The organism is Actinoplanes flavus (genome assembly GCF_017592555.1).
Classification (GTDB): Bacteria; Actinomycetota; Actinomycetes; order Mycobacteriales; family Micromonosporaceae; genus Actinoplanes; species Actinoplanes flavus.
The window spans coordinates 1-17,043 of sequence record NZ_JAGFNS010000005.1; the positions used below are offsets into that span (position 1 = coordinate 1).

At 71.1% G+C, this 17,043-nt stretch carries 17 protein-coding genes; 6 read left to right on the forward strand and 11 right to left on the reverse strand.

Annotation, left to right across the window (positions count from 1 at the left end; translation table 11 throughout):
• On the forward strand, positions 1 to 771 hold a 771-nt coding region (locus tag J5X75_RS08860; RefSeq protein WP_274383479.1), incomplete at its 5' end, for an FGGY family carbohydrate kinase.
• Here the strand turns inward: J5X75_RS08860 and J5X75_RS08865 are convergent.
• Both J5X75_RS08865 and J5X75_RS08870 read right to left on the reverse strand, forming a co-directional pair.
• Complete coding sequence (locus tag J5X75_RS08865) at positions 753 to 1,490, reverse strand: class I SAM-dependent methyltransferase (protein WP_208466846.1); 738 nt, start codon at positions 1,488 to 1,490, stop codon at positions 753 to 755. The two genes, J5X75_RS08860 and J5X75_RS08865, sit on opposite strands and share 19 nt — an antisense overlap.
• 63 nt (positions 1,491 to 1,553) lie before the next feature.
• Positions 1,554 to 1,820, reverse strand: coding sequence for an acylphosphatase (locus tag J5X75_RS08870; RefSeq protein WP_208466847.1), 267 nt, complete (start codon positions 1,818 to 1,820; stop codon positions 1,554 to 1,556).
• Positions 1,821 to 2,014: 194 nt separating this feature from the next.
• Here J5X75_RS08870 and J5X75_RS08875 point away from each other — a divergent pair, with 194 nt between their 5' ends.
• On the forward strand, positions 2,015 to 2,203 hold the full coding sequence (locus J5X75_RS08875) for a hypothetical protein (RefSeq protein ID WP_208466848.1): 189 nt from the start codon (positions 2,015 to 2,017) through the stop codon (positions 2,201 to 2,203).
• An 88-nt stretch (positions 2,204 to 2,291) separates the two neighbouring features.
• Here J5X75_RS08875 and J5X75_RS08880 read toward each other — a convergent pair whose 3' ends face one another.
• The gene (locus tag J5X75_RS08880; protein ID WP_208466849.1) at positions 2,292 to 2,816 is read right to left on the reverse strand and encodes a GNAT family N-acetyltransferase; all 525 of its coding nucleotides are present in this window, start codon (positions 2,814 to 2,816) and stop codon (positions 2,292 to 2,294) included.
• A gap of 102 nt (positions 2,817 to 2,918) precedes the next feature.
• Between J5X75_RS08880 and J5X75_RS08885 the strand changes: the two genes are divergently transcribed.
• From J5X75_RS08885 to J5X75_RS08895, 3 genes are read left to right on the forward strand one after another with little or no spacing between them, the layout of a single operon-like run.
• Entirely contained in the window at positions 2,919 to 3,860 is a 942-nt protein-coding gene (locus J5X75_RS08885) for a segregation and condensation protein A (protein WP_208467127.1), read from the forward strand.
• The gene (gene scpB / locus J5X75_RS44065) at positions 3,857 to 4,858 is read left to right on the forward strand and encodes an SMC-Scp complex subunit ScpB (RefSeq protein WP_307797994.1); all 1,002 of its coding nucleotides are present in this window, start codon (positions 3,857 to 3,859) and stop codon (positions 4,856 to 4,858) included. Before J5X75_RS08885 ends, scpB begins: the two co-directional genes overlap by 4 nt.
• Positions 4,827 to 5,582 carry a pseudouridine synthase gene (locus J5X75_RS08895; protein WP_208466851.1) on the forward strand — a complete coding sequence of 252 codons (756 nt, stop codon included), beginning with the start codon at positions 4,827 to 4,829 and terminating at the stop codon, positions 5,580 to 5,582. Before scpB ends, J5X75_RS08895 begins: the two co-directional genes overlap by 32 nt.
• Here the strand turns inward: J5X75_RS08895 and J5X75_RS08900 are convergent.
• The 8 genes from J5X75_RS08900 to J5X75_RS08935 form a co-directional block, all read right to left on the reverse strand.
• Positions 5,579 to 6,562 carry an ABC transporter substrate-binding protein gene (locus J5X75_RS08900; RefSeq protein WP_208466852.1) on the reverse strand — a complete coding sequence of 328 codons (984 nt, stop codon included), beginning with the start codon at positions 6,560 to 6,562 and terminating at the stop codon, positions 5,579 to 5,581. The genes J5X75_RS08895 and J5X75_RS08900 overlap by 4 nt on opposite strands.
• 124 nt (positions 6,563 to 6,686) lie before the next feature.
• The gene (locus J5X75_RS08905; protein ID WP_208466853.1) at positions 6,687 to 7,979 is read right to left on the reverse strand and encodes an ABC transporter permease; all 1,293 of its coding nucleotides are present in this window, start codon (positions 7,977 to 7,979) and stop codon (positions 6,687 to 6,689) included.
• Positions 7,980 to 8,034: 55 nt separating this feature from the next.
• Entirely contained in the window at positions 8,035 to 8,727 is a 693-nt protein-coding gene (locus tag J5X75_RS08910) for an ABC transporter ATP-binding protein (RefSeq protein ID WP_204300996.1), read from the reverse strand.
• Positions 8,724 to 9,704, reverse strand: a complete 981-nt coding sequence (locus J5X75_RS08915) for an efflux RND transporter periplasmic adaptor subunit (RefSeq protein WP_208466854.1) — start codon at positions 9,702 to 9,704, stop codon at positions 8,724 to 8,726. Before J5X75_RS08915 ends, J5X75_RS08910 begins: the two co-directional genes overlap by 4 nt.
• Positions 9,705 to 9,961: 257 nt before the next feature.
• Positions 9,962 to 10,198, reverse strand: coding sequence for a hypothetical protein (locus tag J5X75_RS08920; protein ID WP_307797995.1), 237 nt, complete (start codon positions 10,196 to 10,198; stop codon positions 9,962 to 9,964).
• A gap of 276 nt (positions 10,199 to 10,474) precedes the next feature.
• Positions 10,475 to 11,242: a metallophosphoesterase gene (locus tag J5X75_RS08925; RefSeq protein WP_208466855.1), complete on the reverse strand. Its 768-nt coding sequence runs from the start codon at positions 11,240 to 11,242 to the stop codon at positions 10,475 to 10,477.
• Between the two features lie 43 nt (positions 11,243 to 11,285).
• A complete protein-coding gene (locus tag J5X75_RS08930) occupies positions 11,286 to 13,508 on the reverse strand; it encodes a putative bifunctional diguanylate cyclase/phosphodiesterase (RefSeq protein WP_307797996.1) in 2,223 nt (740 codons plus the stop codon).
• Positions 13,509 to 13,544: 36 nt separating this feature from the next.
• Positions 13,545 to 14,882 (reverse strand): AMP-binding protein, encoded by a 1,338-nt coding sequence (locus J5X75_RS08935; protein WP_208466856.1) that lies wholly within the window; start codon positions 14,880 to 14,882, stop codon positions 13,545 to 13,547.
• 122 nt (positions 14,883 to 15,004) lie between these two features.
• On the opposite strand from J5X75_RS08935, the gene J5X75_RS08940 reads away from it, so the two are divergent.
• The gene (locus J5X75_RS08940) at positions 15,005 to 16,765 is read left to right on the forward strand and encodes an ABC transporter ATP-binding protein (protein WP_208466857.1); all 1,761 of its coding nucleotides are present in this window, start codon (positions 15,005 to 15,007) and stop codon (positions 16,763 to 16,765) included.
• Positions 16,766 to 17,043 lie beyond the last annotated feature (278 nt).

Sequence of the window (17,043 nt, forward strand, 5' to 3'; positions counted from 1 at the left end):
TTCGGGCAGACCTGCTTCGAACCCGGCGAGGCCAAGTGCACCTACGGCACCGGCGGCTTCCTGCTGATGAACACCGGCACCACACCGGTCCGGTCCCGCCACGGCCTGATCACCACGGTCGGCTACCGGATCGGCGCCGAGAAACCGGTGTTCGCGCTGGAGGGATCGATCGCGATCGCCGGGTCGCTGGTCCAGTGGCTCCGCGACAACCTGGGCCTGATCGGCACCGCCTCGGAGATCGAGACCCTCGCCGGGACGGTCCGCGACAACGGCGGCTGCTACATCGTGCCGGCGTTCTCCGGCCTGTTCGCGCCCTACTGGCAGAGCGAGGCGCGAGGGGTCATCGTGGGGCTGACCTCGTACATCACGAAGGCGCACCTGGCCCGCGCGGTGCTGGAGGCGACCGGCTGGCAGACCCGCGACGTGGTCGACGCGATGAACGCCGACTCCGGCCTGGCGCTGACCGCGCTCAACGTGGACGGTGGAATGACCGCGGACAACCTGCTGATGCAGATCGTCGCCGACTTCCTGGAGGTCCCGGTGCGGCGGCCGATGGTCGCCGAGACGGTGTCGCTGGGCGCCGCCTACGCGGCCGGGCTGGCCGTCGGCTACTGGTCGGACCAGCGGGACCTGCGCGCCAACCGGCACATGGCCGGCCGGTGGCGGCCCCGGATGGACGCGACCCGGCGCGCCACCGAGTACGCGAACTGGCGGCGCGCCATCGAGAGCTCGATCGTGTTCAGCCGGACCGATCAGAGTGGTCTGCGGTAGACCGAGATGTGGTCGGTGCTCTTGTCGTCGAACGGGTCGCGCTGCCAGTTCGCGTAGCGGGCCTCGAGTTCGAGGCCGGCGGCCGCGGCCATCGCGTCGATCTGCTCCGGCCACTGGTAACGCATGCCGAACGGCTGCAACCGGACGCCACCGTCGGTGAAGGTGACGGTCTGCCGGACGAACGTCTGGGCGGCCCGGTCGTAGCGGTGCAGGCGGACGCGGACCGCCTCCTCGGTGACCGAGTGGACCTGGACCTCACGCTCCTCCCGGTCGAACTTCTCCTCGTCGGGCACGAACGCCTCGATGACGAACCGGCCGCCGGGCGTCAGCACCCGGGCCACGTTGCACAGACAGTCCTCCTGACGGCCCGGGACGGTCAGGTTGAACAGGGTGTTGAAGACCAGGTAGACGAGCGGAAAGGGGCCGGGCCGGGGCACGTCCGCCATGTCGGCCACGGTCACCGGCACGGCGTCACCGCCGGGCTTGCCGCGCAACAGCTCCACCATCTCCGGGGAGGCCTCGATGCCTTCGACCGGTACGCCGAGGGCGGCCAGCGGCAGCGCCACCCGGCCGCTGCCGATCGCCAGTTCCAGAGCCGGACCGCCGCCGGCCAGACCGGCCAGGAACGCGGCGGCCGGGCCGGGGTCGGGGTTGCCGGGGGAGTCGTAGACGGCGGCCCACTGGCGGCCGAACAGTCCGGGATCGTCGAGAAGCGCCATGTCTCCACGTCTACCGGCGCCGCCGTGGACCGGCAACCCGAAACGATCCGATCAGGACGGAGGTCAGCGGATGGTGAAGGCGTCGAAGCCCTCGGCCGGTTCGTCGTGGATCTCCAGGTTGTCCACGCGGGCGCCGGTCGGGCCGGTCCGCGCCCAGCTGACCAGCCGCGCCACGCCCTCCGGGTCGCCCTCGAAGACCGCCTCGACCCGGCCGTCCGGCAGGTTGCGCACCCAGCCGCGGACCGCGTGCCGGCAGGCGACGCGGCGGCACGAGTCGCGGAAGAAGACGCCCTGCACCCGCCCTTCGGCGAGGACGCGTTTGCGGATCACCGGCCCACCCTACGTCGGGACGTGTCATCGGGAGTCGCTATTGATCAGGCCTCCGGTGGGCTTTCCGGTTAGCCGGATGGTGAACATTTCCCTTGCCTCACACCAACCCCGGCTGCCTCAAGATCCACTACAGTCGCGTGCACACACGCGCGCCGGCCGGGTCGCGTGAAGCACGCATGCGAAAGGAGGCCGACGTGGGTAAGACCAAGGAGAAGGCCAAGAAGGCGGTAGTGGTCGAGGCCGCGCCGGTTGTCGAGACGCCGGTCGTCCCGGCCAAGGTCAAGAAGGCCAAGAAGGAGAAGGCGGCCGTCGTCGAGGCCGCTCCCGCTCCCGCTCCCGCCAAGCCGGAGAAGAAGTCCAAGAAGGACAAGAAGAAGAAGTGATTCACCGGGCCGCCGCGCGATGGCGCGGCGGTCCGTTCTCACGGGGCCGGTTGTTTCGCGGGGCCGTTCGTTTCACGCGGCGTTCGTTTCACACGGCGTTCGTGAACAGTTCGCAAGTCATGTTGTAGTACCGGTCGGTCTGCCCCAGATGGCGCATGCCGAGCCGTTGGCAGACCGCCTGCGAGGCGGTGTTCTCCGGCCAGGTGACGGCCAGCACCGGGGAGACGCCGGAGCGGGTCGCGTACGCCATCACGGCGGTGGCCGCCTCGGTGGCGTACCCCTTGCCCCACGCGTCCGGATGCAGGTGCCAGCCGATCTCGGTCTCGTCGGTGGGCGCCAGCTTCTCGCCGGAGCCGAGCAGCGGGACCAGCAGCGCGGTGCCGAGCAGGTGGCCGGTCGCCCGGTCCTGGATCGCCCAGATCGTGTGCACGTCGTCCTGCCGGGCCCGCCAGCGGGTCAGCGTGGCGACGGCGTCGTCGTGGCCGCTCAGAGCGCGTGGCGCCGAGCCGAGATAGCGGGCCACCTCCCAGCGCGAGTACATGTCGAGGAGGAAGTCAATGTCCTTCTCCTCCCACTCACGCAGAAGCAGCCGTGGCGAGATCAGTGACCGCATCGCCGCAGCGTAACGGGGAATGTGAAGGAATGTAACCAGCCGGTAACCCGGCAACGTCTGTGACGTTGGAAAGGCGTGCGCTCGGAGGAACTCGCCATCGACATGGTCTACGGTCGGCACGTGCTTGAAGAGGAGACGGAGTCCACTGGTGGCTTCACGGTCCGGTTGGAGAATTTCACCGGGCCGTTCGATCTGCTTCTGCAACTGATCGGCAAGCACAAGCTGGATGTCACCGAGGTGGCGCTGCACCAGGTCACCGACGACTTCATCGCCTACATCCGGGCCATGGGCGACGACTGGGACCTGGGCGAGGCCAGCGAGTTCCTGCTGGTCGCGGCGACCCTGCTGGACCTCAAGGCGGCCCGGCTGCTGCCCGCCGCCGAGGTCGAGGACGAGGAGGACCTGGCCCTGCTGGAGGCGCGCGACCTGCTGTTCGCCCGGCTCCTGCAGTACAAGGCCTTCAAGGAGGCGGCCGCGCACATCGCGGAGCTCGAGGCCACCGGGGCGCGTCGCTGGCCGCGGCTGGTCACCCTCGAGCAGCGGTACGCGGACGCGCTCCCCGAACTGGTCCTCGGCGTCGGCCCGCAACGGCTGCTGAAACTGGCGCTGAAGAGCTTCCTGCCCAAGCCCGGCCCGCCGCAGGTGTCGATCGCCCACATCCACCAGGTGCGGGTGAGCGTCCGGGAACACGCCACGCTGCTGCGTGACCGGTTGCGCCGGGCCGGCACCGCCACGTTCAGCCTGCTGGTCGCCGACTGTGCGAACACCCTCGAGGTGGTGGCCCGGTTCCTGGCCCTGCTGGAGCTCTACCGGGAGGGGCTGATCGACTTCGAGCAGCCGGTCTCCCTGGACGAGCTGACCGTCCGCTGGATCGGCGGTGACTCGGACGTCGAGCTCGACATCGACGACTACGAGGGCAGCAAACCGGAGGCCGAAAGTGCCGAATCGGGCGAAACACCGGCGGAGCGGCTTGACGAGCCCGGCTCCGATGGCGATCTTGGCACGGGTGACGATGCGCCGGTGGCCGTGAAGGAGAGTTCGTGAGCAGCGAGGAGCGTCCCGAGTCGCTGGCGGCGCAGGCGGCCGCGTGGGTGCCGCCGTGGGAGCGGCACCGCGAGCCGGACCGGGAGTACCAGGCCGAGGCCGAGTCCTCGCCCCCGCCTCCGGACGAGCCTTCTGAGCCTTCGCCGTCTTCGGAGCTTTCGGAACCTTCGCCGCCTTCGCCGCCTTCGCCGCCTTCGCCGCTTTCGGAACCTTCGGAACCTTCGGAACCTTCGGAGCTTTCGGAACCTTCGCAGCCGGAGCCTTCGCAGCCGCAGCCGCAGCCGGAGCCTTCGCAGCCGCAGCCGCAGCCGCAGCCGCAGCCGCAGCCGCAGCCGCAGCCGCAGCCGCAGCCGGAGCCGGAGCCGGAGCCCAGGGCCGCGGCGGTCCCCGCCCAGGCACGGCCGCGGCGGGAGGATCCGCCCGCTCCCACCCGTACCCCCGCTGTTGTGATGGACGACGCAGAGCTGGCGGCGGCCCTCGAATCGATCATGCTGGTGGTCGACGAGCCGGTAGGCGAGTTGCAGTTGGCGCAGGTCCTGGAACAGCCGGTGGAGCGGATCGCCCGCGTCCTGGAGGACGTCTCGGCGCGCTACACCGCAGCCGGGCACGGCATCGACCTGCGGCGGGCGGCCGGCGGGTGGCGTCTCTACACCCGCCCGGAGTACGCCCAGTACGTCGAACGGTTCGTCCTCGACGGCCAGTCGGTCCGGCTCACCCAGGCCGCCCTGGAGACACTCGCCGTGGTCGCCTACAAGCAGCCGGTGACCCGATCGCGCATCTCGGCCATCCGCGGTGTGAACTGTGACGGGGTGATGCGTACGCTGGTCACTCGCGGCCTGATCGAGGAGTGCGGCACCGAACCGGAAACCGGGGCATACCTGTACCGGACGACGTCGCTGTTCCTCGAGAAGCTCGGCCTCAACTCGGTCGACCAGCTGCCGCCGCTCGCCCCGTTCCTGCCCGACGATGTGGAAGAAGTGCTCGATGCCTCAGGCTGACACCGCCGAACGCCTCCAGAAAGTCCTGGCTGCGGCCGGTGTTGGATCCCGGCGCGCCTGCGAAGACCTGATCTTCCGGCGGCGCGTGACCGTCAACGGCCGGGTCGCCAAGCTCGGCGACAAGGTCGACCCCGCCACGGCGGAGATCCACGTCGACGGGCAGCGGGTGATCACCAACACCAAGCTCGTCTACGTGGCGCTGAACAAGCCGCGCGGTGTCGTCTCCAGCCTCGACGACGAGAAGGGCCGCACCGAGCTGGCCGACTTCCTCGGCGCCAACTTCGAGCAGCGGCTGTTCCATGTGGGCCGGCTCGACGCCGACTCCGAGGGGCTGCTCCTGTTCACCAACGACGGCGGGCTGGCGCACAAGCTGATGCACCCGTCGTACGAGATCAACAAGACCTATCTGGCCGAGGTGGTCGGGCCGCTGCCGCGCTCGGTGGGCCGGGCCCTGCAGGCCGGTGTCGAGCTGGAGGACGGCCCGGCGAAGGTCGACTCCTTCCGCCTGGTCGACGCGATCGGCAAGACCGCCCAGGTGGAGATCGTGCTGCACGAGGGCCGCAAGCACATCGTCCGCCGGATGATGGACGCCGTGGGGCACCCGGTCACCCGGCTCATCCGGACGGCGGTGGGCCCGATCCGCCTCGGCGACCTGCGGCCGGGCGGGTTCCGCCACCTGTCGCAGGCCGAGGTCGCGGCCCTGTTCAAGGCGGTCGGCGACTAGTAGGTGCGGTCGGGCAGCGCGTCAGCGGCACTGTCGGAGTCGAAGACCGCCTTCTGCGACTCCACGCGCTTCTGCACCTGGCCGCCGAAGAACAGGTCGACGACCACCGTCATCAACTGCTCGCCGATCTCCGGGCTGCACTCGACGACGTAGTTCAGCTTGCCCTCCACCAGGGCCGTCAACCCGGCCCTGGTGGCGTCCACCGTGACGATGCGGACGTCGGTGCCGGGCTTCTTCCCGGCGGCCTGCAACGCCTTGACCGCGCCCAGGCCCATGTCGTCGTTCTGCGCGAAGACGGCGTCGATGTCCTTGACCCGGCGCAGCAGCTTCTTCATGGCCGTCTCGCCGCCGGCCACCGTCCAGTTGCCGGTCTCGCTGTCCATCACCCGCAGCTTGCCGTGCCGGGAGGCGGTCTCCCGGAAGCCCTCGGTACGCAGTTTGGTCGGCGACGATCCGGGCGTGCCGAGCAGCTCCACGACGTTGACGTGGCCGCTGTAGTCCTCGTAGTCGTTCTCCAGGTAGAGCGCCGCCAGGTTGCCCTCGGAGGCGAACTCGGCGCCGATCGAGCTGACGTACAGCGAATCGTCCGTGGTCTCGATGAGCCGGTCGGTGAGCACCACCGGGATGCCGGCGTCGCGCGCCTGGCGCAGCACGCCGTCCCAGCCGGTCTCCACCACCGGGGAGAAGGCGATCACGTTCACCTTCGCGGCGATGTACGACTGGATCGCCGCGATCTGCTTCTTCTGGTCGCCCTCGGCGTTGTCGAATTTCAGCGTGATCCGGTTGCGCTCGGCCGCCTTCTTGATCGACGCGGTGTTCGCCTCACGCCAGCCGCTCTCCGAGCCGACCTGAGAGAACCCCAGTACGATCGGGCCACTGGGGACGTCGCGTAGGTTGAAGCCCTCCGGCTCGTCTCCGCAACCGGCCAGCACCGAGCACACGCCCGCGGTACCGAGTGATAGGAACGAACGTCTGCGCATCGGTGAATCCCCCGTCAACGGCGATCATCAATCCCGGAACGGGTGTCGACGATAACAACGCGTCGATCGGCGCTCTACCCCATGTGGCGCCAGCAGTGGAAAACACCGCCGGCGCCACCGATGATCACGCTCTCATGACCGTGGCGATGGGGATTCCGGCCGCCCGGAGCGCCGGAACGAAGCCACCGAGCACACCGGCGATCAGACCGGCGATCACCCCGGCCACCCCGGCGTCCCAGGGGAAGACGACACCCTGGAGGAACGGCTCGGAGTTGCCCGCCAGCACCACCACACCCTTGAGGGCGGCGGCGCTCACCCCGATCGCCAGAGCCGCGGTGAGCAGGCCGGTGATCAGCGTCTCGGCAAGCACGATGCCGGCCAGCAGGGCCCGCGGTGTGCCGACCGCACGGCGCAGCGCGAACTCCTCGACCCGCTCGCCGACGGTGGCCAGACCGACGTTCAGGATGCCGGCCACGCCGATCAGCAGGACCAGGCCGGCCATCGACAGGAAGATCAGCCGCATCAGGGCCAGTTCCTTCTCCTGGTCCTTGCGCGAGTTGATCAGTTCGACGTACGGCTCCGCGTTGATCGCCTTGAGCTTGCTGGTGAGCACCTGCTCGACCGGCGTGTCCCCGGTCATCAGCACGTTCATCTCGCCCATCGACGGGTCGACGAGTTTCGTGGCCGGGATCCAGTTGGCCATCTCGTCCATCCGCACGTACGCCCGCGGCTGGTAGTCCCCGTCGTCCACCACACCGATGAGCTGCGGTGTCATGTTCGCGCTGGCGCCCGGCACGCGCATCTCGGCCGGCACCCGGTAGCGCTCGAAGCCCTTGGCCGCCTCCTCGTTGAGCACCAGCCGCGGCGCCATCGACGGCACCGAACCGAAGTCGAGCCACTGGCCGGACTTCGGACGGAACGGCTTGAACTGCCGGATGTCGCCGGTGAGCGCGGTCAGGCGTACCTCGATGGCCTGTCCTTCCGGACCGGCCTCCGCGGGCGTCTGCTCCCGGCAGTTGCCGGTCGCATCGCAGACCATCGGCATGCCGTAGAACCCGATCTCGTCGAACGGCGAGGCGTTCGGGTTGACCGGCCGGACCCCGGGCTCACCGATGATCGCCGAGACGCCCACCACGGCCACCGCGTCGTCCCGGCCGGGAACGGTGTCCATGATGATCTCGCTGACCCGCGGCTGCGGGGCCATGCCCATGACCTTGGTGCCGTCGATGCCGCGCTGGAGTTCCATGTCGGCGAGCAGGGCCCGCTCGGCGATGCTGGCGCCGGCCTGCACCACCACGACGGCGAGCACACCGAGGAAGAGGCTCACCATGGACAGCAGGGTGCGGGTCTTGCGGGCCCGGATGCCCTGCAACCCGATGATGAGAGCCGAGCGGAAGCGCCCGGAGAGCCGGATCACACCGCACCTCCGGAAACCCGAACAGGACCGCGATCGTGACGCTCGCTTCGCTCGGTCACGCCGCCACCTTCTGTTCGGCCAACACACCCTCGTTGAGGTGCAGGATCCGGCCCATCCGGGCCGCGTGGTCCCGGTCGTGGGTGACCAGGATGAGCGCGCAGCCGCGTGCGGTGACCCCCTGGAGGGCGTCGATCACCAGCGTGCCGGTCTCGGTGTCCAGGGCGCCGGTCGGCTCGTCGGCCAGCAGGATCCGCGGCTGCCGCACCAGCGCGCGGGCGATCGCCACCCGCTGCTGCTCACCGCCGGACATCTTGGCCGGCCGGTTCTTCGCCAGATGCGCGATGCCGACCTCCTCGAGAGCCGCCATGACCTTGGCCCGGCGCTGCCGGCGGGGCAGCCAGCCCTGGCCGTTGACCAGCGCCATCGCCACGTTCTGTGCCGCGGTCAGATGCTTGAGCAGGAAGAACCGCTGGAACACGAATCCGAAGTGCGAGCTGCGCAGCTTCGCGGCCCGGCGCTCCGGCAGCCGGCTGATCTCGGTGCCGTCGAGCAGATAGCTGCCCTGGTCCGGGCGGTCGAACAGGCCCAGCACACTGAGCAGGGTGCTCTTGCCGGAACCGGACCGGCCGACGATGGCCAGGCTCTCCCCGGGGTGCACGCTCAGGCCGACGCCGTCGAGGATCGTCCGCGGCTGCTCCTGTCCCTTGAGGACCTTGGTGATGCCGTTCAGCTCGATGAGGGCCGTCACCCGGTCACCTCGCCCGGCGCCGGGGTCGGCAGGTTCGGCCCGGGCACCGCGATGGTCTCGTTCCCCTGGAGGCCCTTCTTGATCTCGATGACCTTGCCGTCCGAGATGCCCAGCGTCACGTCGATCGTCTTGCGCCGCCGCTCCTCGCCGATGACCAGGTCGACCTTGCCCTTGCCCTGCGAACCGGCGACCGCCTCGACCGGCAGGACGAGCGCGTCCTCGGACCGGCCGGTGATCACGTCGAGGGTGACGTCCGAGCCGTTGATCAACTTGATCTTCGCCGGGGCGACACAGACCACCTGGAGACCGGTCGGCTCGGAACCGGTCGCGCCACCCGCGTCGGGCGCCGGCTCCTCCTTGGCCACCGGGGGCGCCGACGGGTTCGCGGCCGGCTGCGTGGTCGGATCCGGCTCGGGCTCCGGCAGCGTCCCGGCCGGCAGCGCCGCGATCGTGCCGATCGGCTTGCAGCTGAACGGCCCCGGACCGTTCTTGATCTGCGCCTTGATCGACTTCACGGCGCCGGAGATCCGGTACGCCTGCGCGCTGTCGATGTCGGCCACGATGCCGTAGCCGACATGCTTCGCCGAGATGATCGGCATGCCCTTCGACACCGGCGACTTGTCGGCCATCAGCCGCCCGGCCATGATCGAGCCCTCCGGGATGTACACCCGGCGCGGGGCGCCCCCGTCCCACACCGACGCCACCCAGGTGTCCCGCACCACCGGCACGGTCGTCGGCTGCCGGTCGGTGAACCGGAGCTCGCCCTCGGCCGGCGCGACGATCCCGAAAGTCGGGTTGATGGTCACCTTCCCGGCCAGGCTGATCTGGTTCACCAGATCCTGCCGCGTCGGCTGAACGGTGGTGAGCACGGTCCCGCGGGCCTCGAGCTCCGGAGTCTGCGCCTGCTCGCCCTCCGACGTACAGCCACCCAGGAGCACCACGACAGCCGAGGCCATCACGCACACACGTCTCTTCACCCGGTTCCCCGATCACCTTCGATAGCGGACATACCGGCATCGAAGGTGATGCCTCCCGACCCCGGCGCGACGGAACGGTACATGACCGTCGCAAGCCAGGGCGAGTCCATGAGTCCCGGTATTCGAGACGCCACGATGAGTCATCGCCGGGTGTGCGACATCTGTTGCTGTGCGGCAGCTGTGAGTGATCGACAGGCCGTGTGCCCGACAGCCCTTCCCCGGCCGGCCTCGTGGGTCATCGGCGGGCCGGGACCGGCTCAGTCCCCGCGGTATCCGTGTGCCGCGAGCACCGTCAGCAGCCTCTCGTCGAACGCCGTCTCGTCCCCGTCACGCCACCGGTGCCCGCCGGGGCACTCCCAGTTGGGTGGTTGCCGGGGCATGACACAGCCACCGAGGGCCAGCTCTCCGCTGCGCGCGGCCGCGAGCGCCTCCGGCATCGGAAGACCGAAGATCAGCGGCACCCCGGCCACACCGCATTCGGGACACGAACTCACTCCCGCACCGTACCCGCGACCTCGCCCACCACACCCGGGTCTTCCGCCTCGGCTACGCCTTCGCCTCCACCCCGGTCACCCCGGTCGTTCCCCTTCCGCCCTTTCCCGGTACGCCTACGCGCCCCGCGTCGTGCAGCCGGCGACCTGACTGCCACGCGCGCCCGCGACGTCCGGCGCGGGCCTCGCGGGCGTGCCCGGCAGGCGGGTCGCCACCGGCACGATGGGGGGCGCGTAGGCGTACAAAAGCAAGAAAGAGGCGAAGCGGAGCGAGCCGGGTCAGGTCAGACGGGTGACCAGGATGCGGCCGCCCTCGAAGACGCCGCCGTCGACGGCGATGACCCGGCCGCCGGTGTAGCGGTGGGCGGAGAGGGCCTGGGCCGGGGTGAGGCCGAAGTGGCTGAGCAGCGTGCTGTGGCCGTGCACGATGGTGGAGCCGCCGTAGGCGGACAGCAGCTTGTCGACGGCGGCGGGGGAGCCGAGGTCGCCGCGGCCGCAGAAGCGGGACCACAGGTGCAGCCAGATGTACGGGTCGCTGCTGGCCAGGGCGCCGGTCACGTGCTCGTTGACGGCGGTGCGGGTGGCGCCGAACTCGAGGTACGCGGTGCTGTCGCAGTGTGCCAGCAGGTGATCGTCGGCGACGGTCAGCGCCGGGAGGGTGGCCAGCCAAGCCAGGTGGTCGGGGGTGAGGCCGCGCAGATCGTTCTCGCGGCCGCCGTAGAGGCGCCAGGCCCCGTAGTAGCCGCCCTGCGACGGTGCCCATCCCGGCACCGGATCGGTGCCGAAGCGGTGTGCGGCCAGCAGGAAGATCTCGTGGTTGCCGAGCAGCGCCCGGACGTTGCCGCCGGACTGGACGTTCAGGCGGCGGATGTCGTCGACGATGCCGAGGCCGTCGGGGCCGCGGTCGAAGTAGTCGCCGAGCAGCCACAGCCGGGCGTCCGCGCCGCACCAGTCGCCGGCCGCGTCGATCAGGCCGGCTTCGTGCAGGGCGTCGCGGAACTCGGTTCGGTGTCCGTGCATGTCACTGGCGGCGAAGAGAGGCGGCACGGGCGAGGACTATAGCCCTGTCATGTGTCGGTGGTGTTGAGATTCATGCCGTCAGCATGGGGGCGTTGAGCAGGGCGTCGATGCCTTCGGCCGGGATCGGGCGGGCGAAGTGGTAGCCCTGGGCGTACCGGTAGCCGAGCGCGTACAGCCGGTCCGCCTGGTCCTGGGTCTCCACGCCCTCGGCCACGGCGCGCAGGCCGAGCGTCGACGCGATGGTGCTCAGCGACGAGGCGATCGCCTCCTGCTCGGCGGTGCCGTTGAGGTCGTCGATGAACGACTTGTCCACCTTGAGGGTGGTGACCGGGCAGGTCCGCAGCAGGGTGAGCGAGCTGTGCCCGGTGCCGAAGTCGTCCAGTGCCAGGCCGACGCCGAGTTCGCGGAGCTCGCGGACGGTCTCCATGGCCGCGCCACCGGCGAACACCGCGGTCTCGGTGATCTCGATGGTGATCCGGTCCGGGGCGAGCCCGTGCCGGGACAGGGCGCCGGCGACCATGCCCGGCAGATCCGGGTCGAGCAGCTGCCGGGCCGAGACGTTGATGTTGACGCGTGGGCCGGCGGCGCCGTAGCGCAGCTGCCAGACGGCGGCGTCGGCGCACGCGGTGTCGAGGATCCAGGCGCCCAGGTCGATGATCAGGCCACTGTGCTCGGCGACCGGGATGAACTCGGCCGGTGAGATCACCGGCTGGTCGTCGGGCTGCCACCGGATCAGCGCCTCGACACCGGTGACCGCGCCGCTGGGCAGTTCCACGATCGGCTGGTAGAGCAGCCGGAACTCGCCCCGCCGGAGGCCACCGCGCAGGGCGGCGGCCAGTTCGGCGTGGTGCTGGGCGGTGGCGTCGAGGGCGCCGCTGTGCTCGCGGGCCCGGTCCGTGCCGGTGTACTTGGCCGCCTGCAGGGCCACCTCGGCGCGGCGCAGCAGGTCCGGTACGGCGTCCCCGGCGCCGGTGGCCACCCCGGACGTGACGGTGACCAGCAGATCCCGGTCGTCCACCCGCAGCGGGACGCGGAACGCGTCCACCAGGGTGTTGGCGAGGCCGGCGTCGATGCCGGGCATCAGGATCCCGAACTCGTCGCCGAGCAGCCGGGCCACCACCACGGCGTCACCGGCGACCGCGGAGACCCGTTGGGCGGCGGCGCGCAGCAGGACGTCGCCGGTGTCGTCGCCGAGCTGGTCGTTGAGCGCCGCGAACCCGTCCAGGTCGCAGACCGCGACGGTGGCCGGTGCGGTGCGCGCCGACAGGGTGGCGGTGAACAGCCGCCGGTTCGGCAGGCCGGTCAGGTCGTCGTGCTGGGCCTGGTCCTCCAGCCGGTCGAGCAGCACCGCGTTGTCGAGCAGCGCGACGAGCTGCCGGATCATCACGAGGACGGTCAGCGCCACGGAGCCGCCGGCCAGTCGGGGCGGCAGGAATCCGGTGCGCAGCGTGACGGCGATCAGCATGACGACGACCACCGCGACCGCGATGTACGGGACGAGGCTGATCCGGCGTGTGGCGGTCCGGGGCCCGCTCGTCAGGGTCCGGGTCTGGATCCAGGCGGCCAGCGTGAACAGGAAACCGGCGATCGGCACCGTGATGACGGTGCCGCTCAGATGCGACCAGCGTTCCAGGGTGGGCCAGAGCAGCCAGCCGGCCGGGCCGAGCAAACCGATCGGGGCGACCGCCCACAGTGCCGGAGCGAGGACCGGGCCGGCGCCGGTGACACCCACCTTGAGCACCATGACGATCGTCGACGACGCGACCACTATCACGCTGACCAGGAGCGTGCTGATCGGGCTGCCGGCGTCGTCATGGGTGGTGCGCCACAGGAAATGGGTGAGGACGACCGCGGCGGCCACCCCGACGATCGCGACGTCCAGGAAGTTCGCGAGAGCGGCCCGCCAGGTGCGGCGGGTCGTCGGCAGCCGGAAGACCGCCAGCATGGCGTAGCCGGCCGCCGCGGCGAGCAGGGCCGCCGTGACCGGGCTCATCGGCATCAGGTCGGCGCCGAGGACCACCTGGTCGACGACCTGCGTGCCGATGCCGGCGAGCAGTAGCGAGCAGGAGATCGAGAATCGCCGCCAGAGGACGCGGACCGGCCCCGTTCCGGCGGCCGCGGCGACCCGGCAGGCCGCGATCGCGGTACCGATACCGCCGGCGGCGGCGGGCCAGAGCAGCCATGACGGCACCGGCCGGAGCATGCCGACGGCGCCGAGCATGATGGCGGCCAGCACCCAGGCCGCCGCACACACGACCAGCCCGGTGGCGGTGCGCACGGATGGTTTCGTCACGGGCGCTCGATCGGCGGCCGCGTGCCGCCGGGTGAGTCAATCGCCGGAGAGCAAACCTTTTTGCACCTTTCCCATGGCGTTGCGGGGCAGTTCGGCGACGTGCCGCACCCGGCGGGGCCGTTTGTGGGCGGCCAGGCGTTCGGCGACGAAGGCGATCAGCTCCGGCTCGGCGACCGGATCACCGACGACGTACGCGGTGATCTGCTCGCCCAGGTCGGCGTGCGGGGTGCCGACCACCGCGGCCTCCCGTACCGCCGGGTGCAGCAGCAGGGCGTCCTCCACCTCGCCGGCGCCGACCCGGTAGCCGCCGGTCTTGATCAGGTCGGTGGAGGCGCGGCCGACGATGCGGTGCCAGCCGTCGGGGCCGATCGTCGCCACGTCACCGGTCGGGAACCAGCCGTCGGCCAGGTCCGGGGCCCCAACGCCACCGTCGCGCAGATAACCGTCGAGCAGGGTCGGGCCGGTCACCTGGAGGTGGCCGATGGTCTCACCGTCGGCGGGCAGCGGGGCGCCGGACTCGTCGACCAGCCGGGTCGCGACCCCGGGCAGGGGAGTGCCCACCCGGCCGGGACGGCGTTCGCCGTCGGCGCGGGCGCTCACCGTGATCAGGGTTTCGGTCATGCCGTACCGCTCGACCGGGGACTGCCCGGTGAGCGTGGCGAGACCGTCGAAGACCGAGGGCGGGAGTGGCGCGCTGCCGGAGACCAGCAGGCGGGCGCGTCGCAGGGCCGTCGCCGCCGTGGGGTCGGCGGCGATTCGGGACCAGACGGTGGGTACGCCGAAGTACATGGTTCCGGCCGCGGCCGCGTAGTTCGCCGGGGTGGGACGGCCGGTGTGGATCAGGCGGCATCCCAGGCGCAGCGGTCCCAGGACGCCGAGGACCAGACCGTGGACGTGGTAGAGCGGCAGGCCGTGGACGAGGGTGTCGCCGGCGGTCCACTGCCAGGCCTCGGCCAGGGCGTCGAGGTCGGCGGCGATGGCAGCTTCGGAGATCACCACGCCTTTGGGAGCGCCGGTGGTGCCGCTGGTGTAGAGGACGAGCGCGGCGGCAAAGTCCGACTTTTCCGGGTTTAGCCCGATGAAATCGGGCAGGATGATCGCTGCTCGCGAGTCGTCCAGAATGTGCCGCCGTTCCAGCACGCCCGCGTCCGGTGGGATCGGCACGATCGGCACCCCCGCCAGCAGCGCCCCGGTCACCGCCACGATCGTCGACAGGCTCGGCGTCGCGTCCACCGCCACGATCGGCGCCCCGGCGATCTCGGCGGCCACCCGCCCGGCCCGGGCCAGAAGGTCGTGCCGGGACAGCGACCCGTCCGGCGCGGTCACCGCCGCTTCCATGTCGGCGGCGTCGTGCAGTGCGGTGAGCAGCGGCATGACCGGATCCTACGAAAGTGCGACGGCTCGCCCCTTGCCGCGCCTGGCATCGGGCGCCGGCGTTGTCGCTGTCCGAAACGTCTGCCTACGGTCGGAATCTCCCTGGTGAGAGGGGCGGTGGGATGGCTGACCTGGCCCGGTGGCGGGATCTGCGCCGGCTGGCTCGCGGCTATCGCGGGCGCATCCTCGCGGCGGCGGCACTCAGCCTGTTCGGAACCCTGCTGGCACTCACCCAGCCGCTGCTGGCCCGGATCGCGGTCGACGGCGCCGCGGCTGGCCGGCTGCCGTGGCCGGTGATCGGCGCACTGGCCGCCCTGTTCGCGGCACAGGCCAGCGCCCTGGCCCTGGCCCGGTACGTCCAGGCGCACACCGGCGAGACGATGACCCGCGACCTGCGCCGGGACGTGACCGGTCACCTGCTGCGGGTGCGGCTGTCGGTGCTGGAGCGCGGGCGTACCGGGGATCTGATCGCCCGCGCCTGCGGTGACACGGCCGCCGTGAAGACGCTCATCGCGCAGAGCCTCGGCACCGGCCTGGCCGGGCTGATCGGCCTGATCGCGGCGGTCGGCGTGCTGGCCTGGCTGGACCCGTGGCTGCTGGCCGCCGTGGTGGTGCTGTTCGGCGGCTCGTTCGGGGCGCTGCTGGCGGTGGTACGCCGGGTGCGGATCGCGTCGCGCAGCGCCCAGTCCGCCGAGGGGGTGCTGCTGTCCGACCTGGAACGCGTCCTCGGCGGCATCCGGGTGGTGCGGGCCTGCCGGGCGGAACGGGCCGAAGCCGACCGGCTGGACTCGTCGGCCCGGCGGGCCTACCTGGCGAACCTGCGGATGGCCGGCATGGTCGCCCTCAGCGGCCCGGCCAACGACCTGGCGGTCAGCGGCGCGTTCCTGGCGGTCCTGCTGGTCGGCGCCTCCCGCGTGTCGTCCGGCGCGATGACCCTCGGTGAACTCGTCGGCTTCACCCTGGCGATGACCTACCTGGCGGCGCCCGTCTACGAGATCTTCCAGGCGGTGAGCGCCGTCCAGCAGGGCTCCGGCGCGCTGCACCGGATCAACGAGGTGCTGTCGCTGCCGGTGGAGGGCGACCGCCCGATCGCGGTGGCCCGGGTCGACGGCGCGTCCCGCCGGCCCACGCCGGTCCTGGAGTTCCGCGACGTCTGGTTCGGCTACGAACCCGACCGCCCGGTGCTGCGCGGCATCGACTTCACCATCCCGTCCCGCGGCCAGACCGCCCTGGTCGGCCCGTCCGGCGCCGGCAAGTCGACGATCTTCGCCCTGGCCGAACGCTTCTACGACCCCGACCGTGGCACGGTCCTGCTGAACGGCCGCGACGCCCGCTGGACCCGGTACGCCCACCACCGCGCCACGGTCGGCCTGGTCGAGCAGGACTGCCCCCTGCTGGCCGGCACCCTCCGCGAGAACCTCCTCTACGGCACCGCCCGGCCCGACGACCACGAACTGCGCCGCGTCCTCGCGATGACCGGCCTGCTCCCGGTGGTCGCCGCCCTCCCACAGGGCCTGGACACCCCGGTAGGCGAACGCGGCCGCCGCCTCTCCGGAGGCCAGCGCCAGCGCGTCGCGATCGCCCGCTGCCTGCTCTCCCGCCCCGAACTGATCCTCCTGGACGAACCCACCGCCCACCTGGACCCCGACAGCGAACGAGCCCTGACCGCCACCCTCCGCGAAGTCTCCACGGTCTGCTCACTCATGGTGATCGCCCACCGCTCCACCACCATCCGCTCCGCCGACCAGATCCTGGTCATCGACGCAGGAGTGGTCACAGCCACAGGAACACACAGTGAGTTGTCGCGCTCCGACCCTTACTACCGCTCCCTAGCAGATCAAACCCCATCAATCGTACGAATTACGCCGTCCCCTCTCCTATGACCGCTCCGCCGTCCCCCGCGACCCAGCGGCAACTCCAGCCTGTGCCGCCCCCGCCGGGCTGAGCTGCCCACTCACCCTCTCCCACACCCGCGCGCCTCCCTCAGTCGCCCACCACAGCCCGGTCCGGGTTGCCCGCTCTCTCTCCCGCACCCGCGCGCCTCCCTCAGCCGCTCACCACAGGCCGGTCCGGGTTGCCCGTTCCCTCTTCCGCGCCCGCGTGCCTCCCTCGGTCGCTCACCACAGGCCGGTCCGGGTTGCCCGCTCTCTCTTCCGCACCG